General features: G+C 37.4%; 14 protein-coding genes and 2 pseudogenes. 6 read left to right on the forward strand and 10 right to left on the reverse strand.

What is annotated here, in order from left to right; translation table 11 throughout:
• Nucleotides 1-316: 316 nt before the first annotated feature.
• Complete coding sequence (locus ACEVFT_RS05895; RefSeq protein WP_393948703.1) at nt 317-676, reverse strand: hypothetical protein; 360 nt, start codon at nt 674-676, stop codon at nt 317-319.
• A gap of 106 nt (nt 677-782) precedes the next feature.
• Between ACEVFT_RS05895 and ACEVFT_RS05900 the strand changes: the two genes are divergently transcribed.
• Nucleotides 783-1,406, forward strand: a complete 624-nt coding sequence (locus ACEVFT_RS05900) for a restriction endonuclease (protein WP_393948704.1) — start codon at nt 783-785, stop codon at nt 1,404-1,406.
• A 389-nt stretch (nt 1,407-1,795) separates the two neighbouring features.
• On the opposite strand, the pseudogene istB reads toward ACEVFT_RS05900, so the two are convergent.
• The 7 genes and pseudogenes from istB to ACEVFT_RS05935 form a co-directional block, all read right to left on the reverse strand.
• A pseudogene (gene istB, locus ACEVFT_RS05905) lies at nt 1,796-2,560 on the reverse strand (IS21-like element helper ATPase IstB).
• Nucleotides 2,557-2,715, reverse strand: a complete 159-nt coding sequence (locus ACEVFT_RS05910) for a hypothetical protein (RefSeq protein WP_393948764.1) — start codon at nt 2,713-2,715, stop codon at nt 2,557-2,559. The pseudogene istB and the gene ACEVFT_RS05910 overlap by 4 nt, the downstream one beginning before the upstream one ends.
• A gap of 24 nt (nt 2,716-2,739) precedes the next feature.
• Nucleotides 2,740-2,817, reverse strand: a pseudogene (locus tag ACEVFT_RS05915) (Mu transposase domain-containing protein); the annotation flags it as partial.
• 219 nt (nt 2,818-3,036) lie between these two features.
• Nucleotides 3,037-3,507 (reverse strand): hypothetical protein, encoded by a 471-nt coding sequence (locus tag ACEVFT_RS05920; protein WP_393948705.1) that lies wholly within the window; start codon nt 3,505-3,507, stop codon nt 3,037-3,039.
• 120 nt (nt 3,508-3,627) lie between these two features.
• Nucleotides 3,628-3,903: a hypothetical protein gene (locus ACEVFT_RS05925; RefSeq protein ID WP_393948707.1), complete on the reverse strand. Its 276-nt coding sequence runs from the start codon at nt 3,901-3,903 to the stop codon at nt 3,628-3,630.
• Nucleotides 3,904-4,367: 464 nt separating this feature from the next.
• On the reverse strand, nt 4,368-8,327 hold the full coding sequence (locus tag ACEVFT_RS05930) for an S-layer homology domain-containing protein (RefSeq protein ID WP_393948708.1): 3,960 nt from the start codon (nt 8,325-8,327) through the stop codon (nt 4,368-4,370).
• A 339-nt stretch (nt 8,328-8,666) separates the two neighbouring features.
• Nucleotides 8,667-8,876, reverse strand: a complete 210-nt coding sequence (locus ACEVFT_RS05935; protein ID WP_393948709.1) for a hypothetical protein — start codon at nt 8,874-8,876, stop codon at nt 8,667-8,669.
• 84 nt (nt 8,877-8,960) lie between these two features.
• Here ACEVFT_RS05935 and ACEVFT_RS05940 point away from each other — a divergent pair, with 84 nt between their 5' ends.
• The 5 genes from ACEVFT_RS05940 (at nt 8,961) to csaB (ending at nt 16,461) form a co-directional block, all read left to right on the forward strand.
• Nucleotides 8,961-10,811, forward strand: coding sequence for an S-layer homology domain-containing protein (locus ACEVFT_RS05940; RefSeq protein ID WP_393948710.1), 1,851 nt, complete (start codon nt 8,961-8,963; stop codon nt 10,809-10,811).
• A gap of 343 nt (nt 10,812-11,154) precedes the next feature.
• Nucleotides 11,155-11,895: a WecB/TagA/CpsF family glycosyltransferase gene (locus ACEVFT_RS05945; RefSeq protein ID WP_393948712.1), complete on the forward strand. Its 741-nt coding sequence runs from the start codon at nt 11,155-11,157 to the stop codon at nt 11,893-11,895.
• On the forward strand, nt 11,892-13,448 hold the full coding sequence (locus ACEVFT_RS05950) for a putative polysaccharide biosynthesis protein (protein ID WP_393948714.1): 1,557 nt from the start codon (nt 11,892-11,894) through the stop codon (nt 13,446-13,448). Before ACEVFT_RS05945 ends, ACEVFT_RS05950 begins: the two co-directional genes overlap by 4 nt.
• 20 nt (nt 13,449-13,468) lie before the next feature.
• Nucleotides 13,469-15,382, forward strand: coding sequence for a DUF5693 family protein (locus ACEVFT_RS05955; protein ID WP_393948717.1), 1,914 nt, complete (start codon nt 13,469-13,471; stop codon nt 15,380-15,382).
• Nucleotides 15,382-16,461, forward strand: coding sequence for a polysaccharide pyruvyl transferase CsaB (csaB, locus tag ACEVFT_RS05960; protein ID WP_393948718.1), 1,080 nt, complete (start codon nt 15,382-15,384; stop codon nt 16,459-16,461). The genes ACEVFT_RS05955 and csaB overlap by 1 nt, the downstream gene beginning before the upstream one ends.
• 40 nt (nt 16,462-16,501) lie before the next feature.
• Here the strand turns inward: csaB and ACEVFT_RS05965 are convergent, their stop codons facing one another.
• The gene (locus ACEVFT_RS05965; protein WP_393948720.1) at nt 16,502-17,332 is read right to left on the reverse strand and encodes a flagellin N-terminal helical domain-containing protein; all 831 of its coding nucleotides are present in this window, start codon (nt 17,330-17,332) and stop codon (nt 16,502-16,504) included.
• 173 nt (nt 17,333-17,505) lie between these two features.
• Nucleotides 17,506-17,982 carry an IDEAL domain-containing protein gene (locus tag ACEVFT_RS05970; RefSeq protein ID WP_205446896.1) on the reverse strand — a complete coding sequence of 159 codons (477 nt, stop codon included), beginning with the start codon at nt 17,980-17,982 and terminating at the stop codon, nt 17,506-17,508.
• Between the last annotated feature and the right edge of the window lie 107 nt (nt 17,983-18,089).

Consider the following 18,089-nt stretch of genomic DNA (forward strand, 5'->3'; position numbering starts at 1 on the left):
TTTAAATAGCTGTTATATTTCTACGAGGAGGCATAGTTTTAAAATAAACCATGATAAAGAGGGCTCCACATTGCACTTTATTGGCATAATACCTAGCTTGAGCTTCTTCTACTGTACAGTTTGAATGACGATGTCCGTTCCCCATTTCCCCATTCACCAAAAAAAACTAAAATACCACGTATCTGATGGGAGCCAAGCAATCCCCAATATTCCTCAGTTCCCCTAACACAAATACAGAGAGATAAAAAATAAACAGTGTTGTCCAACCAACTCTATCTTGAGCTTGCGTATATAAGCCTTTTTTACGTTAGCTACGTTAACCAGTTAGTTTGTCGGGATTTTCCACTAAGAAATATAGTTTACCTAATGTATTATCTGCTTGCTGAAACATCCACTTTTTATCGTCTTCCATGATAAGTTTCCATAATAATTGACCATAGAAGAATGCTGATGTTTGTTTATCTTGTATCAGTTCATAAATAGGATAGAACACACTGCCCTTCCAATGCTTTGGAGGTAAGTAACTCGAATTAAAAACTTCCTCATTCTCAATAATAGTTGCTAAGTGGTAAATGATTAGGTCCAACTTTCCCTTATCCATTTTGCTATAGTAAAACAAGAACTTATCATAATGGGGTACTTTTGTCATTCTCTTTCCTTCAATTGAATACAACATAAGAATTCCTCCATTAACACTTAATTGGTAATACTTGCATTTTAAAGATAACACAGTTATTATAATATGTAAACAAATGTGATTACATATTAAAGGAGTGTTTGAGTTGATTATTGAAAAAAATATTTGGATACTACGACCTATGCCACATAGCATTAACAGAATGAAACAATTCTTGGATGATGGATTTATTGCGATTGGTTATCCAGCAGGAAAGTCGTTTACAGGGAAAAGCTATGATGAATTAAAGGATATATTAGACCAAGAAGATTGGTCTGAAGGAATTGGAAATGTTAATTTGTTTGTATTAATGATGAATGTTGGAGATTATGTCATTGTTCCTGATGATAATAAAAAAGATGTATATATTGGAGAAATCACTAGTGATTATTATCATGAACCAGCTGTCGATAAGCCAAATGAAGGATTCTATCCTCATCAACGAAAAGTAACATGGTTCTTTGATAAGAAGCCACTATTGAGAAGTCAATTACCCGAAGAACTCAGAGGCTCATTGAGATATCCAGGAACCATTGCTAATATCACAAAACATCGTTCCATCGTTGAAGGCCTTATAAATAATGAATCCAATCTCAAGAATGAGGAAAACAGCAACCCCATTCTAGATAAAGCCATACATGTATTGGAGGAATTACTGGACGATAATAATACAGAAATTCGCCTTAAAGCTGCCGAAGTACTTACTAGGTATTATTCAAAAAAAAAATAAACCACTAATAAATGAACTAAACCAAATAGACAACTGAAGAAGAATACTAATCAAAAAGCGTGTATTGTTCATCTTGCGCTTAGTACGTCGTCTTTTCTGAACATGAGCCATAAATATCATTTTCGCTGACAAACTTACTCTGTTAATACTTCAATTTGACTTGTCAACTGTTTATTTTGTTCTTTTGTCAAAGCTAATTGTGCTTCTATTGAATAAAAACTTGAATTCAGGCTTACGCTACGTTTCTCATAATGGGCAGCAATGAGCTGTAAAAATAGTTTAACATCCTCTTGTTTAAAAGGTTTTTTATTTCCATATAATCGAATTTTTTTGATCTACAAATGTCAACTAATCTATGTACAAAAACGCTCACTTAATTGTGTATAAAATTACTCACCTTCTGAAGCTAGGTGGTTCTTCAAATGATATGAATTGCCGACAATTGTGACAACTGTTGCGTGATGTAAAATACGATCTAAAATCGCATTAGTTAATTTAGGTTCCTAGAACACTTCGTCCCAGGACTTGAAGTTTGAAGTTAACGTTTGTAGTAAAAATAGTGCTACGTTTTTTATAACGCATATCGATTAACTGGAAGAATAGTTTTGCATCCTCCGGATCAATCGGTAAATAACCAATCTCATCAATAATAAGTAATTTATATTTTGTGTAATGCTTCAAACGGCTCTCTAGACGATTTTCTACGCGAGCCTTTTTTAAGTTTTATATCAAATCATGGCATTTCACAAAGTACGTGCTTGTACGTTTTTTGCAGCTGCGATACCGATTGCCGATGCTAAATGCGCTTTGCCAACGCCACTTGGACCAAAATAGACAATGTTTTCACTACTTTCAATAAAACGAAGTGTAGTAAAATCATGAATTTGCTGCGGATTTATCGATGGTTGGAAGTCACAATCAAAATCCTTTATTTCTTTTAAGTTAGGAAATGCGCTCACTTTTACCATCGCATGAATCATATTTTGCTCACGTAAATCAATTTCATAATTTGTTAGCTTAATCAACGTATCAATAAACGGTAATTGATTATGAACACTGAAGTCTACGACTTCATCTAGATGTGCGATCATCTGCTTTAATTTTAAATACTCTAGATTCTTTAGGAACTGCTGATAGTTTGTTTGCTGTATCATGTTTCATACATCTCTCCAATGACTTTTAGATTATTTTTTGCTAAAGCATCAATATCTGGATAATGAGGTGCAGAAACTTGCAACGTTTCTTTGTAATCCGAAGGACGAATATTTAATTTTCGTTTAGATATAGGATATTGTGCAATGCACTCCATGTTATAATAGATCCATAATTGATCATCATGTATTTGTATCCCAACTTTTTGCCCAATGTACTTAGTGGGGACTGAATACTGGTTGGCTTTGTAGGATATCATACTTGATGTATTCACTTGTACAAGCTGATGCTTGATACAATAAGAGTTCCTGATTTTTTCTGTTCGTAGCGGAAGAAGGGAGCTCTTACAGGTATTTTTCCAGAGCCTTGGTGGAAAGATTGATTGATACAATTCATCAATTTTTCAATAAACTGATATAGCTCGTACAATCCCACACTTATCGGCTTTTGCTAATACAATACGAGCACAGTTAAATAATTATTCGGGTAATAAAATATGTGCATCGCAAGTTTGTTCATGTAATAATTCTAACACTTCCAGCTTAATATAATGCTTCCGTTGGCGATTATTTTCTGCTTTTTCCCACAAAGTTTGATTGAACTCATCTAATTCAACAATAGTGTTAGCTGGTAATAAAAAATTATTTCGGACGTATTTCACCATATTTTCTACGTGACCTTTTGCAGGATTACAAAACTCGTATTCGAATCCGTAATGCAGCACAAATCGTTCAAACATATCCGTTAAATCACGTTCACCTTTTGCATGAATCTTCTTTATAGCTGGCGATAAATTATCAAAACGAATCGTTTTAGGTACACTATTCATATGCTTAAAGATACGCTGTAAACCTTCTAACAGACACTCTGTATTTTCTGAAGGAAATACATGGGAATAGAATGTATTGGCATCGGGAAAGGACATGACCAGAAATGGTAATTCGATCACTTCGTTTAAATACTTAAATGGTGCCTTTCCGAAATCTACTTGTGCTGTACCAGAAATCGTTTCGAGTGGTAGAGATGCACCTTCAACTTCTTTTGAGAGTACTTTTCTACGTTCTGAAACTTAGCGTCTTACCGTACGATCTCCTCCAACGAAATTATGTTCTTTAACTAATTGGTCATACATACGTTGTGCTGTACGTTGAAATTTCTTTTTCAACTTCAAATCTTCACGAATCCATCCATCAAGTATATGTTTTACTGGATCCATGACTGGTGACGTGCTTGTTTGTTTATATTTTTGAGGAAACTCCTCTTGATCAGCATACTTTTTCACCGTACGCTCGTTACGTCGGACTTGTCTCGCAACTTCGGCATAACTTTTACCTTTTTGGTTCACTTCATGTCTGATATAATTGATTTCTACCACTTATAATATCTCCTAATAGCCTCCTGTTAAACGTTGTTGGTCCAACAAGGAGTTTACTTTTATTGGGTGATGTAGGCAAGTGGTTTTTTCATACATACATTAGTGACCAAAGGGTACATATTTAGAATGCCATAACCAGATAACTTAATTCATATACTTTCTTAATCTTTACACCGAATAAAATCATTTTCAATATTCACCCTATACTTTTAAATATGAATTTCTGAATGCGAACGTATATATGTATTTTTGAAGACTAAAAGTATTTTATAAGAGTATAAAAATTTATTGTTTTCTCTAGAAAATTATCTAAATAAGAAAAAACCCTGCAGAGATTTCTCTCATACAGGGAATTTCCATGTCAGAACAATTCTTCAAATTAATTTATCAGAATAGAGTCTGAATTTATGTGAGCACTAAGTACTCACTTCTAATTATTTAACTGTTACAGTAGTAGTAGTACCTACACCACCAACAATTTCAGTTAACGTAACACCCACACCTGCAGAAGCTACTTCATAATGACCAGTTACTTTAGTATCACCTGATAATGCAGCATATGCTTTAGCAGCGACAGTTGTTAAAGTATCACCAGCAGCAACTGTAAAGCTTACAGTATGTTTGAATGCACCATCTTCTAATTCGATTGAAACTGTACCAGCATTTGTTGCACCAGTAGCGAAGTTAATAGCAATTGTTTCTTTACCAGGTGCCACACCAGCAGTGTTAGCAGCTGTTGTAGTTGGAACGTTATTAGCTAATGTTACTGCCATTGTAGTATCGTTAGCTGCTGGAGTTTTAGCAGTTAAGATTACTTCATCAGTAGTAGCGCCTTGCGTTACATTAAAGAAGCCAGTAACAGTAGCGTTAGCAATTAAAGCATTGTAAACTTTAGTTCCGACAGCAGTAGCTACATCAGATCCAATAATATTTAATACATCAACATTTAATGGAGCATTTCCGTTAAATCCTTTAGCAGCCACTGTTACAACTGCAGTTCCTGTTGTAGCAGCTGCAGGTGCTGTTAATGTTTGTTTTTGTGCAGTTCCAGCAGTTCCAGGAAGCGGAACAATAGGTGTAACTGTTACACCAGTTACTACAGTTGCTGCTTTTACAGCAGTAGTAGAACCTACTAGGTATTGTGCTGCAATATCTGCTGTTGTTGAAGCAGTTGCTTTTAGGTTACCTAAGTTCAAGCCATTTGCACTATTTACAGTGTAGACTAATGTATCAGTACCTTCTAGGACAGAAGGACCAGCAATTGTACCATTATCTAGAGTGAACTTAGTAAGGGCTGCATCAAGGTCAGTTTTCTCACCAGCAGTTACATTTTCTTTAAATGTAATTTTGATTTGATCCGCTTTACCATCAGCATTTGTATCGAATGCTACTGCTGATTTAACTGATACGAATAATGCATCATATGCAGCTTGTAAATTTGTAGCGTTAAGTACACCACCAAGAATCAATGGTTTAACAGGACCTAATAACGCTGTAACTTGAGTAGCTGATAATTCTGGGTATGCTTTCTTAAGAACAGCTTCTTTTGCAGCATCTGTTACTGCATTGTTTAATTCTTGAACAACTGTAGCTCCTACACCTGTACCTACACCTGTATTAATGATGTAGAATGATACAACATCATCAATCACTTGGTAAGTAACACGTACTTTTTGTGGTGACGCTTGTAACTCAGCAATGAAGTTATCTGCTGTTGCAATTGGTGTGCTACCGATACCGTAGTATTTGTAAGTTTTACCAGTTTCACCAGCATATTTAACAGGAGTAGCTTTACCTTCAAATTTAATTGTTTTGTTAGTAGTGTTGATGCTAGAAATATCAATTAAATCAGTATAAACATTTGGAACAGTATCTACATCACCGAAAGTAGCTGTTAAGCCTGTAGCAGTAACGTATTTATTGAAGTCACGTGCATCTGTAGTAGTACCGTTATCAGCACTTGCATCGAAGTTGTTAGTTGTAACAAATGATGGAGTTACAATCACAGAAGCTGCTTTACCAAGTGGAGCAGTTTCAACTGTGAATGCTGCTTGATCAGTATTGATTACATCAGCAGTAATTGTAATGCTACCATATTCTTGAATTGCAAATGAAGTAGCTGCTACATTGTTTTGATCACGGTAAGTAACTGGTGTTTTTACAACAATTGGTTGACCGCTTGTATTGCGAATTTCATAAGTCATTTTACCTTGTAAACGTTCTAAAGCCACACCACTTTGGTTAGTAAGAGCGAATGTATAGTTTGCAATACCGTCAGAACTTACATTTTGGTTTGAAGTTTTACCTTCAACTTTGAACGAAGCACCAATTACGCGCTCATATTGGAAGTTAGAAGCTGGAGCTTTGAAGAACGGTTCACCATCTTCTAATACACCCGTTTGGTTGTTTTGAGAAGTGTTTTGGTCGATCCATACTACTGGAGTTCCAACTTCACCTTTTGCACCGTAAAGAACAACTGTTGCTTCACCTTTTGAGTTCAGCTTGATTTTACCTTGTTGTCCGTTAGCAGATAAATCTTGAAGTGCAGTACCATCTTCAACATTTTTGAACTTCGCGTTTGAGTTTGTGTTAAGGTTACGATCGATTACTTCGTCAAGTGCAATGTTTACAAGACCATTAGCGTATGCTTTACCGTCTTTGTCAAGCACTTTTACTTTGTACTCACGGCCGTTTGTTTTAGAACCGTATTGTGCTGCTGCTTCTTCTTCACCGTCACGCTCAACAGTGATTTGGTGGTTTAATTGAGCACCTTCAAATTTAACCTGTGCTGCAGTAGCAGTCAATTCAGTTGCTTCCCATTTTTTGTTTGCAGTAGTAGCTTGTGTAACATTGTTAGTACCAGTTACAGTTGAAACGCCTAATACAGAGCTTGAACCGTCAACGAATACATAAGGAGTTACAGCAGTGTTTGTACCAGAAACAACAAATGTAGCTTGACCATTAGAATCAGTTTTAACTTTGATTTCTTCTGAGTAACCAGTTGTTGCTTGGTATGGAGTAACTGTTAAACCAGTAGCTGGATTTGTAACAGTTGCTTTTGAAATAGCGTTAAATGCAACATTTGTATTTTCTACAAATGATACGTTTAAATCTTTGTTGCTAAGTGCTGCACCTGTTTTAGGATCTTTAAATGTTACTTTATAAGTTTTCTTAACTCCATTAGCTAATGTGTTGCCAGTAGTAACTTCTTCAATAGTTAAGATGTTATCAACGCCCCAGTACACAGTACCGAATGCACGTAATTGAGGAGCACCTGTTGGGTAAACAGTTACATCGTCAGCATCTGGTGCATATTGAGTGTAAGAGTAAGAAGCAATACCTTCAGCGTTAGTGTAAACTTCGACAACAGCATCTTTGTTTAAAGAACCGGTTGGAGCATCAACGTTGAAAGTTACAGGGATACCAGCAGCCTTTACGCCAACATCAGCAGTAAGTGTTACTTGGTTACCTACTTTACCTTGAGTGTTTGTAGTTTTTAATACGATTGATTTTGGAACTACAGCTTCGATACCTTTGAATTTACCAATTGTTTCGCCATCAAGAGTTACAACGTACTCTTTGTCAGCAGTTTGAGCTTCAGTAGTTAATACAACAACATTTTTGTTAGTTTGTTTAACAGCTGCGTTTTTAACTTCTAAGCCTTCGATTTTGAATTTAAGAGCTTCTACGTTATCAACTTCTTCGTCGAATGTTACTTCAACAGTTGTGTTGTTGATAGCTTTTACAGAAGCGTCAACTGTTTCAACAGCTAGATCAAGCGTACGAGCGAATACTACTGCGAAGTCTTGACGAGTGATAGCTGCGTTTGGTTTTAGATTTAATTTACCGTTTTCTTCAGAACCAGTGAAGATTCCGTTAGCTACAGCGATCTCTAGAGATTCTTTAGCCCAACCTTTTACTTGAGAAGCGTCAGCGAATTGGCTTAGGCTTTCGCTACCTTCTAAACCGAAAGCATCTACAAGAACTTTAGCTGCTTCAGAACGAGTTAAAGATTTGTTTGGTGCGAATTCGTTTGCACTAACGCCTTCAAAAATGCCGTTTGCTACTACTGCTGCGATTGAGTTGTAGTACCAAGCACCTTTTTTAACGTCTGAGAAGTTTACATCGCCGTCAGCTTCTAATTCTAGAGCTTTCGTGAAGATTTCTGCAGCTTGTGCACGAGTTACTGTGTTAAGTGGGTTGAAGTTCCCGTTAGTGTCACCTTGGATTACGCCTTGGTCAACTAAAGCTTGAACCGCGTCTTTTGCGTATCCAGAGATTTTGTTATAGTCGTTTACTTGCGCAGCAGATGCTACAGGTACGATTGCTGATGCAACTAATGCAGCTGTTGCTGATGCCGCGAAAAACTTACGGCCTTTGTTTTGCTTTGCCATTAATGTATTCCTCCCTAAAATTCCTTAAATTGATATTAATCCAACGAAAACTATAGTACCGCCTAGTTACCTAAATGTATGTATTATAGCTTTCTTGAATAATACAAAACTAAAGCAAATTTGTTAGTAAATTTACTAGAAAAAGCGTAGTAGAATACCATTCTAGTAAGTTTATTCACTTTCTACAATAATATAACACTATCTTTTCCTAAATTCAAGCATTGGGATATAAATTTAGTTATAGAAGATTTTTTTACCATACCTATTATGGTATTTAGTAGAAACCATCAAACTTACAACTAATTATATCCTCATTTGGATTGGTAACATATAGTTCCGTTACCTATTATACCTTACTCTCAATAATAACCAAGCATTTTCTGGAATGGTTACTAAATTGTCAAAAATTAAAGACTCCCGTAATATTTTAGTTATAATTGTAATGAAACAGAAATATAGAAGGCGTTTCTTAGCGAATTCTGCCACTCCCCCACCAACTTCACGAGTTTCTTCTTTATTAAGTAAATAATCAATTCTATCTGTCCCCATGTTGTAATAATAGATTGCCACTTTTTATGCTACACTTTTGATAGTTTGATAGGACATGATCAACTACTGAAGGGAGCTTGAAAAATGAAACGTAAATTTCCTCTTTATGGAGCAGTTTTGGCAGGTATGTTATATCTTGCCCCTACTACCGCTTCAGCAGAAGATATTTCAAAGCACTGGGCCTACCATGAAATGAACTATCTCATTACCAACGATTTAATGAAGGGCGATGAATTCGGCCATTATCGTCCTAATGATGCTGTCACTCGTGCTGAATTTGCTGCTTTTCTTGTCAGAACCCTGAATTTGCCAGCAGCTTCTAGTCAGGCAACCTTTGCAGATGTTAAAAAAGGTGACTGGTATTATGGAGTGGTTGAGCAAGCAAGCTATCACGGATTAATTAAAGGTGACGAGCAAGGCAAGTTCCATCCGAATAATCATATTAATCGTCAGGAAATGGCGGCTATGTTAAAAAGAGCTCTTACTTATCAAAACATCAACACATCTTCCTCCCCTATTGCTTTTAGTGACAATGCACGCATTGCCAAATGGGCCTATGCAGATGTACAAGCTGTCGTCTCAACAGGACTACTTGTTGGGAAGCCGAATAATCAATTTGCACCTCTTGCTCAAACAACTCGTGCAGAGGCAGCTACCGTGCTCTATCGTTTAATCCATCTGGAAGCGCCTGGGACAGGTGGTAAGCAATACATGACGACGAATTACTCACATGATTACTCTTCTGTAGTGAGTAAACAAACAAAGAATAATCCAAAGGTCGATGGTGCTGGCATTTTCACGGCTAGCGAGGCACTAGTGTCATACTATGTACACCCAAAAAGCTTTATGCAGGATAGCCCATCTTATTATCAATTCTTAAAATTATCTACGGTAGTCAACAACCTGAGTGCAAAAGAGCTGAATGATAAAGTACTTGCAAATAAAGGAAGCTTAGCTGGTACCGCGGATGCCTTCATTCAGGCTGGTGTCGACAATAAGATCAATGCTATTTATTTGGTCTCCCATGCCTTACATGAAACAGCCAATGGTGGTTCTGCTCTTATTAAAGGGATTGAAGTTGGCTTAGATACAAATGGCAAACCAATGATGGCAACATCAGAAAATCGCGATAAATTAACAGCAATTAAGACAGCCTACAATGCTTACGGTATTGGCGCTATTGATGCCGATGCTAATAAGTATGGTGCTGAGCGTGCTTATACAAATGGATGGTTTACTGTTCAGGATGCCATTATCGGTGGTGCCCAATTTGTAAAAGACCAGTACATTAGCAAGGGTCAAGATACGCTCTATAAAATGCGTTGGAATCCTGACAACCCGACAGTCCATCAATATGCAACACATGTGATGTGGGCCGTCATTCAAGCGAAAAAGATTTATGACATTTATGAATTAATTGGTGCTCATACGACAACTAATCTAGTGTTTGATGTACCTGCTTATCAAAGTCAATCTTCCGCTCCTTCATTACCAAGCCCAACGAAGCAATATGCATTGGATTTAGGTTTAGCTGGAGCAACAGGGACGACGACGATTAATCTCAATATGAGAACGTATCCAAATATAACAGATAATGCTTCGATTATTACGAATTTGCCAAAGGATACCTCCTTTAAAGTTCTTGGTGAAAATGGTGGTTGGTTGAAAGTGAGCGTCAATGGACAAGAAGGCTGGATGCTTGATGATTATGTGAGTCTTGAAAATGGTTTACAAATTGTCAACATGAACATTACACTCAATGTTCGAAGTGAACCATCTACTACGAGTGCTATTTTAGGTACTGTTAAACCGAATGGCTTTATTATCGGCGTTGTAGACGATAAAGGTGAATTTGTAAAAAATGATGCCTGGTATCAGGTAATCTACAACGGAAAAACAGGCTGGGTACATGGCGATTATATTGTAAAAAAATGATTTTAATAGGATGCGTCAAAGAAGAGTGCGATGATGATTCGCACTCTTTTTGTTGGTCATTTTTTATCACGGAGATGTAAGCGCTATATAATAGAAGAAACTCGAAATTTTAGGCTATCATTTTCAAAATGTTTCCCTAAAATTTAGTAAATTTCTACGCCTAAAAAGTGCGCTAAAAAGCTTCATATGATGATCCATATTCTTTTTAAAATTCGTTATCTTATGAGAGCTATACCCTAGTTAATCCCCGTTAAACCCATTATCGAAAATTTCCTGTCAATATTGCTTTTATGGTATGATAGATTGCAGTGAAAATGGAATTACAGAAAGGTTTGAACACTATATGAGGCATGTAACGATTATGGGCGTACCCTTTTTACATATTGGTCAGCAAGGGTTTGTTGATTTACTCGTTAATCGTATTGAACAGCAAGAAAAAACTTTCGTTGTGACAGCCAATCCTGAAGTTGTCATGCAGGCAAATGAAAATCCAACTGTCATGAATTACTTAAAGCAGGCAACTTACATTTGTGCGGATGGCATTGGTGTCGTTAAGGCTGCACAAATTCTTGGTGAGTCACTTCCAGAGCGTGTAACAGGCTATGATACGATGGTACGTCTGTTGGAAGTTGGTCAACAAAAGCGTTTTAAAATCTATTTATTAGGTGCTCAAAAGGAAACCATCGAAAAGACGGTTGCTAATATTCATAAGAACTATCCAAACGTTGATGTCGTTGGCTATCATGATGGCTACTTCGACTGGAATGATAATGATTTTGCAAAAGAAATTGCTACTCTACAGCCTGATCTTGTATTTGTGGCATTAGGTGTACCAAGACAGGAAAAATGGATAACGGAAAACCTTGAGAAATTTTCAAAGGGTGTATTTATCGGTGTAGGTGGCTCCTTCGATGTCATCGCTGGCACTGTCAAACGTGCACCAGTTATTTGGCAAAAGTTAAATCTTGAATGGCTCTATCGACTGTTACGCCAGCCAAGTCGATTTGGCAGAATGCTTGTACTTCCACGCTTCGCTTTAAAGGTATTTGCATTAAAGCTTAAAGGTCAGGGCAAAACAAAATGAGTCAGTCAACATTTGTTAAAAGCACACTCATCTTAACGATTGCGACCTTACTTTCAAAAGTAATCGGTAGTATCTTCCGTATACCACTTCAAAATATTGCTGGTGATGAAGTACTCGGTATTTTTAGTCTTGTCTATCCTGTTTATATGGTAGCACTTTATTTATCCGTTGCAGGTATCCCTATCGCTATTTCTAAGCTGATTGCGGAAGCCAAGTCGAGTCATGATACTGCCAAAATTAAGAAAATTTATGTGACTGCAAGAATCCTTGCATTATCCTTTGGCGTCATTAGTTTTACAATCATTTACGGCTTTTCAGAGCAGATAGCGAATGCACTTGGTGGGCCTTCAACAGAGATTGCCTTAATTATTGTTGCCCTCACATTACTGGTAGCGCCCTATATGGCTGTCTATCGTGGATTTTTCCAAGGTTTTGGAGATATGCGACCTACTGCCATCTCGCAAGTGATTGAGCAGTTAGTACGTGTTGCGTTAATTTTAATTGTGGCGTATTTCCTAGTTGCGATGGATTATTCGAATGATATCGTAGCTGGGGGGATTATGGCAGGCTCTGTACTAGGAGCTCTCGGCTCACTTTTCTATTTACTCTTTAAATATTTCCGTTCTTCGGTAAAAGTGACGAGCAAGGAGAAATATTCTGGTAAGGATTTCTCTAAATACAGTAAAACCATTTTAAAAATTTCCATTCCAATCGCGATTGGTTCTGTCACAATGGCACTCTTTAACTTTGTAGATTCCTTTACGGTTACATATGGCTTAAGAAGTGCTGGTGCAGATGCTAGTGAGATCAGTTACCTTTATGGTATTTATGGTCGAGGACTAACATTAGTTCAAATTACGACTGTTTTTGCTTCTTCGATTATCTTACCGCTTGTACCGCTCATTACAACGAAGCTAGCTGAACGTAAATTGGATGAAACACGCAATATTATCGAAAAAACCCATCGTATGACACATCTTATTTCATGGCCAGCTGCGATTGGACTACTAGCCTTAACCTTGCCTTTAAATCTAGCTCTTTTTAAAGACTTAGAGGGAAGCTTAATGTTAGCCATCATCAACCTGAGCTCTGTCTTTACATCTCTGACTTTGCTTGGAACAGGTATTCTACAGGGCATGAATGCTGCCAAAACAGGGGCTATCATTATATTGAGTGGTGTTGTCCTTAAGGTGTTTTCTAACATCTTCCTTATTCAGGCATTCGGTTTAGATGGTGCTGCCTATGCAACTTTGCTCGTGTATTTTGTGTTATTTATTGTGAATTCTGTCTTTATTTATCGTACGATTCGCTTTACTGTCCTTGGAAAAGATACGGTAAAAATGATTGTGTCTTCGATTGTAATGGGAGCAGCAGTTGGATTACCAACGCTTTGGCTTGACTTTACACATTGGTCAAGAATGGCGGCAATGGGCTATCTAACTGTCGCAATCGTAGCTGGAGGGGCTCTTTACTTCCTTCTACTATGGCTAATGAAAGCTATTCATAAACAAGATTTAAAGAAAATCCCTGTTATCGGAAAAAGATTTTCATAAATAAGAGAGGTAGGACACTTATGTCAAAACAGAAATGGCTTTGGGGAATCATTGTTCTTTTACTCGTCGTTTCCTCTACAGGTATCATGATGAGGTGGAATGCGGAGCAATCGAATGATGCTTATGAGATTGTCATTCCCTATGATGAAATACAAACCGCAGAAAAAAATAGCGACCTAACAATGGATGAAATCCTTTCCTCATTAAAGGATGCTGGACTGAATACTGTGAGTCTAGAGCCCTTAACATTAAAGGAAATGGAAAAGCAAAACTTAATTACCGTTTATAAAGAAAGTGAATTGGCCGCACAATTATTGTTTACACCTTATAAAGATGCTGTTGATATCTCTAATAGCGGCTATTATATTCGAGTGCCTGAAAATGAAAGCTACCAAAAGCTAATCATGGAGAGCGTTGAACCAGCGGAAGTACAAATAGGAGAAGAAGCTTTCTATTTCCTTCCTGCTTCTAACCACAATTTTGATTTAAAAACACCAATTGGCTACGATCAGCCTGCTATTGACATGATTAGTAAGCATGGACTAGCTCACATCTTTAAGGTAGAAAATGCAGATAATGAAGTAGCTAATGAAAAGTTGGTTAATCAATTAGTCGCTTTAAAAGAAGCTTCTGCTGGCCGCTTACTTGGTCAAGGTGATGAAGCTATTGGTTTTGGACAAGAAGACGGCAATCAATTAGTTGAAAAATTAAATGATGCTGGCTATTACTTCTACACAATTGAAAGTAACCCACTTAAAGGTGAAAGTAAAATCGCTCAAATAACGGATTACAATATGATTCGTTTGCATAGTATCAATGTCAACAGAGAGACTAAATTAAAGTTAAATGCAAGTATTGACCGTACAACACGTGCTGTCAAAGAGCGTAATATTCGCTCCATCTTCTATCATATTAAAACAACAGGCAATGCCAAAGAAAATGTAGAAGAAACGATTGATTACTTAAATGGCGTGCATGACACAATGCCAGATCATTTCCAACCAGGTGAACCAAAGCTGTTTGATAAAGTAGCCGTACCAGCTTGGGTTACAGCAGCCGTATTAGTAGCAGGTATTTTATTTACCTTTATCATTTCAGAATTAGTAAAATGGATGCCTCTTCGTATCGCGGCAGCTGGCTTTATGGCTGTACTAGCCATTGCGTACTTTATCCTGAAAAGTACCCTATTCTTACAAGCATTTGCACTCATTATTGCAGTCCTTGCACCAACCTATGCAGTCATCAAATCGGCGCAAGGTTCTACGAAGCTGTCTAACATATTGGTCCAATATTTAAAAGCAGTAGCGATTAGTGTTATTGGTATTGTTATTGTTATTGGCTTATTGAATGGTAATGCCTTTATGACAGGGTTTGCAGTATTTAAAGGAGTTAAGCTTGTTTATCTTATTCCAATCATGGGTGTTTTATTATTTACAGTGATTGAGATTAACCGACTAGCGGATCAAAACATTAAGAACTCTTTATCGAATACGGTAACATTGTTAAATAAAGAATTAAAATATTGGCATGTGCTACTACTCGTTGTGTTGGCAGGTGTCGGATTATTTTACATTAGCAGAACAGGTAACTCTGGCTCTGTGAGTGATATGGAATTAGCCTTTAGACAATGGCTAGAAAATACATTGTATGTTCGACCAAGAACGAAGGAATTTTTAATTGGTTTCCCATTCTTTATTTTAGCGTTATATGTAATGGGTATTAATCGCAAATGGGGTAGCATTCTCCTTGTACCAGGTGTTATCGGTTTCTTATCCATCATGAATACATTTACTCACCTACACATCCCAGTAGCTGTTTCTGTCTTACGTACACTGTACAGCGTATCTCTTGGTCTTGTAGTAGGACTAGTGTTTATCCTACTCTTCAAAATCGGTTATCGTTGGGTTTCTAAGGCAATCGCGAGGTGGTCATAATGCACGTTGTTTTATCTGGCTATTATGGATTCGATAATGTCGGAGATGATGCCATTCTACTGTCCATCATCCAATCTCTCAAAAAGTGGCAAAATGATATAGAGATCACGGTATTATCTAATAACCCAGCAGCTACTGAGCAAACATATGGTGTCAAGGCCGTTAATCGTTGGAAAATGAAAGAAATTCGCCAATTACTTAAGACAGCAGATGGACTTATTAGTGGTGGCGGCAGTCTCATGCAGGATCAAACAGGCATGAAAACTATTCCTTACTATGCGGGCATTATTCAAATCGCAAAATGGTTGAAGAAACCAGTATTTGTTTACGCCCAAGGCATGGGTCCGATTAATCACTCGCTTAGTAAATTCATTGTTCGTACAGTCTTTAATAAGGTCGAGCAAATAACCGTTAGGGATAGAGCCTCTCTAGCTCTTTTAACAGAGATCGGTGTGCGAAAAGAAACAATGATAGTACCAGACCCTGTTATGGGACTTAACGGTAATGACTTTCATTGTGATTGGCTAGAAAATGAATCTTTGTCAGCCGATAGCTATATCTCGGTAAGTGTTCGTGACTGGCCTTCCGCTGTTGCCTACAAAGAAAAAATTGCACACAGCCTCGATGAATTAGCGCGCCAAGGTGAGCAAATCGTCTTTCTCCCTATGCATGGTGAGCATGATTTTATCACTTCACAGGAAGTAGCAGCACTCATGAAGGAAAAGAGCTTGATTGCTCCTGCTGATTTATCCATTGAGGAGAAAATTGCCGTGATTGGTCAATCGCAACTATTAATAGGTATGCGACTACATTCCTTAATTTTCTCCGCAATCTATGCAACACCTTTTATTGCGATTTCGTATGATCCGAAAATTGATGCATTTGCTGATATCGTTGAACAACCTGTAATCGGTCATGTCGAAGTAGATGATTGGAATGGTGTGACATTGTTTGAACAAGCTGTGGCAATCCTTGAATCCTATACAACGGTTCAAGAAAAAATGCGCCAGGCTGTCATCCCATTGCAAGACGAAGCAACAGCAACAGCTAAATTAGCAATTGAAGCTTTTTCAAAATAAATATTAAAAAATGATGAATTTCAATGTTTATTGAAATTCATCATTTTTTTCCTACTTCTAATAATTTTAATATCGATTGTGCTTGCTGCATATGCATGGCTAACACGTATTGACTTGCTTGCATCAAAATTTGCGCCTTCACCATATTCATCATCTCTTTTGCGATATCTGCATCTCGGATTCGAGATTCTGCTGCTTGTAAATTCTCTGCGGTGTTCACATTGGCATTGTAGGCATGTTCCAAGCGGTTTTGATAGGCACCAAGTCTTGAGCGTTCATTGGAAACTCGTTTTAAGGCTTCATCCATTGAAGACATGGCTTTTTCCGCTTCCTCACGAGTGGCAATGGAAGCATCCTTCAAACCAAGTGCCTCGGACCCCATCCCATTGATAAATAATTCTATATTTTGCCCTGCATTGGCGCCTGCTTGAATCTTAATGCCATTTGTTTCATAATCCCCATTGAGCAATGTCTTCGTATTAAATTCTGTATCGGTCGATGTGCGCTGGATTTCCTTTTTTAATTCCTGGAACTCCAGATCTAATTGTTTACGATCCTCATCTGTTAATGTATCATTGGCTGCCTCCACTGCTAGCTCACGCATACGCTGAATCATGGCATGTGTCTCATTTAATGCGCCCTCTGCCGTCTGCACAAGAGAAATACCATCCTGTATATTTTTAGCTGCCATATTCAATCCACGAATTTGTGCACGCATTTTTTCAGAAATCGCCAGTCCAGCCGGATCATCCGCCGCACTATTAATCCGATAACCGGAAGAAATTCGTAGCATGGCTTTACTCATCGCACCATAATGACGATTCATATTATTCAGGATCGCCATCCCCGTTGCTGACCACTTACCAAGCATGATTTCACCACCTTCTTGACCTATATATCGGTTCGTCCACTCATCTATTGACTTTATTTTTGGAAATGGTTTCTAATTTTTTATGAGTTATTAACATTTTATAGTTGATTAACCACATCATAAAAGCACCTGCTTTTCATTTATGAAAAGTAGGTGCTTACTGGACAATCCATCTATTCAATTTTGAAACCTCCAAGTTGATGGCTCTTTTGCTGTAGCAACTCGAAAAAGAGTACTTTATCATTCTCTAATAATGCCTGATCAATTAAATGATCCAAATTTTTCTCCTCTAGCTCTGCAATAAGCTGATCGATTTCGCCAACCGTCACAGTAGAAACCATCGGAATTTGTTGCTTTGGTGTAGCGCTTTCAAGTATTGGTGCTAGATGCTCGTGAACATTGGTAATAAGCAATAGTTGATAAAGTGGTAATCGAATAAAACGATTTCCTTTTTGGAAAACAAATACCTCAGATAAATTTTCAATTTGCTGTGTCTTCATGTTGATGATCATCTCTTTACCTTCTATGGGAATGAAATGGAAAATCTCATTCTCTTTTAAAATAGAGAAATATTGATAAGCAAATACGAGACGTAATTTATCTCCAGTAACTTTTGTGTAAAACGGCTTCATGTATTGAACTTGCATCATCCTTCATCCCTCCTTAGTTATCTGATTATTCAGATTTTAACACAAATCAAAAGCCTTGTTAACTATCTTTATTTCATTTTTTTCTTTCTGATCATTCAGCTTATCAT

Origin of the sequence: Lysinibacillus sp. PWR01 (assembly GCF_043359455.1) — a bacterium.
In the GTDB taxonomy this organism is placed as follows: Bacteria; Bacillota; Bacilli; order Bacillales_A; family Planococcaceae; genus Lysinibacillus; species Lysinibacillus fusiformis_F.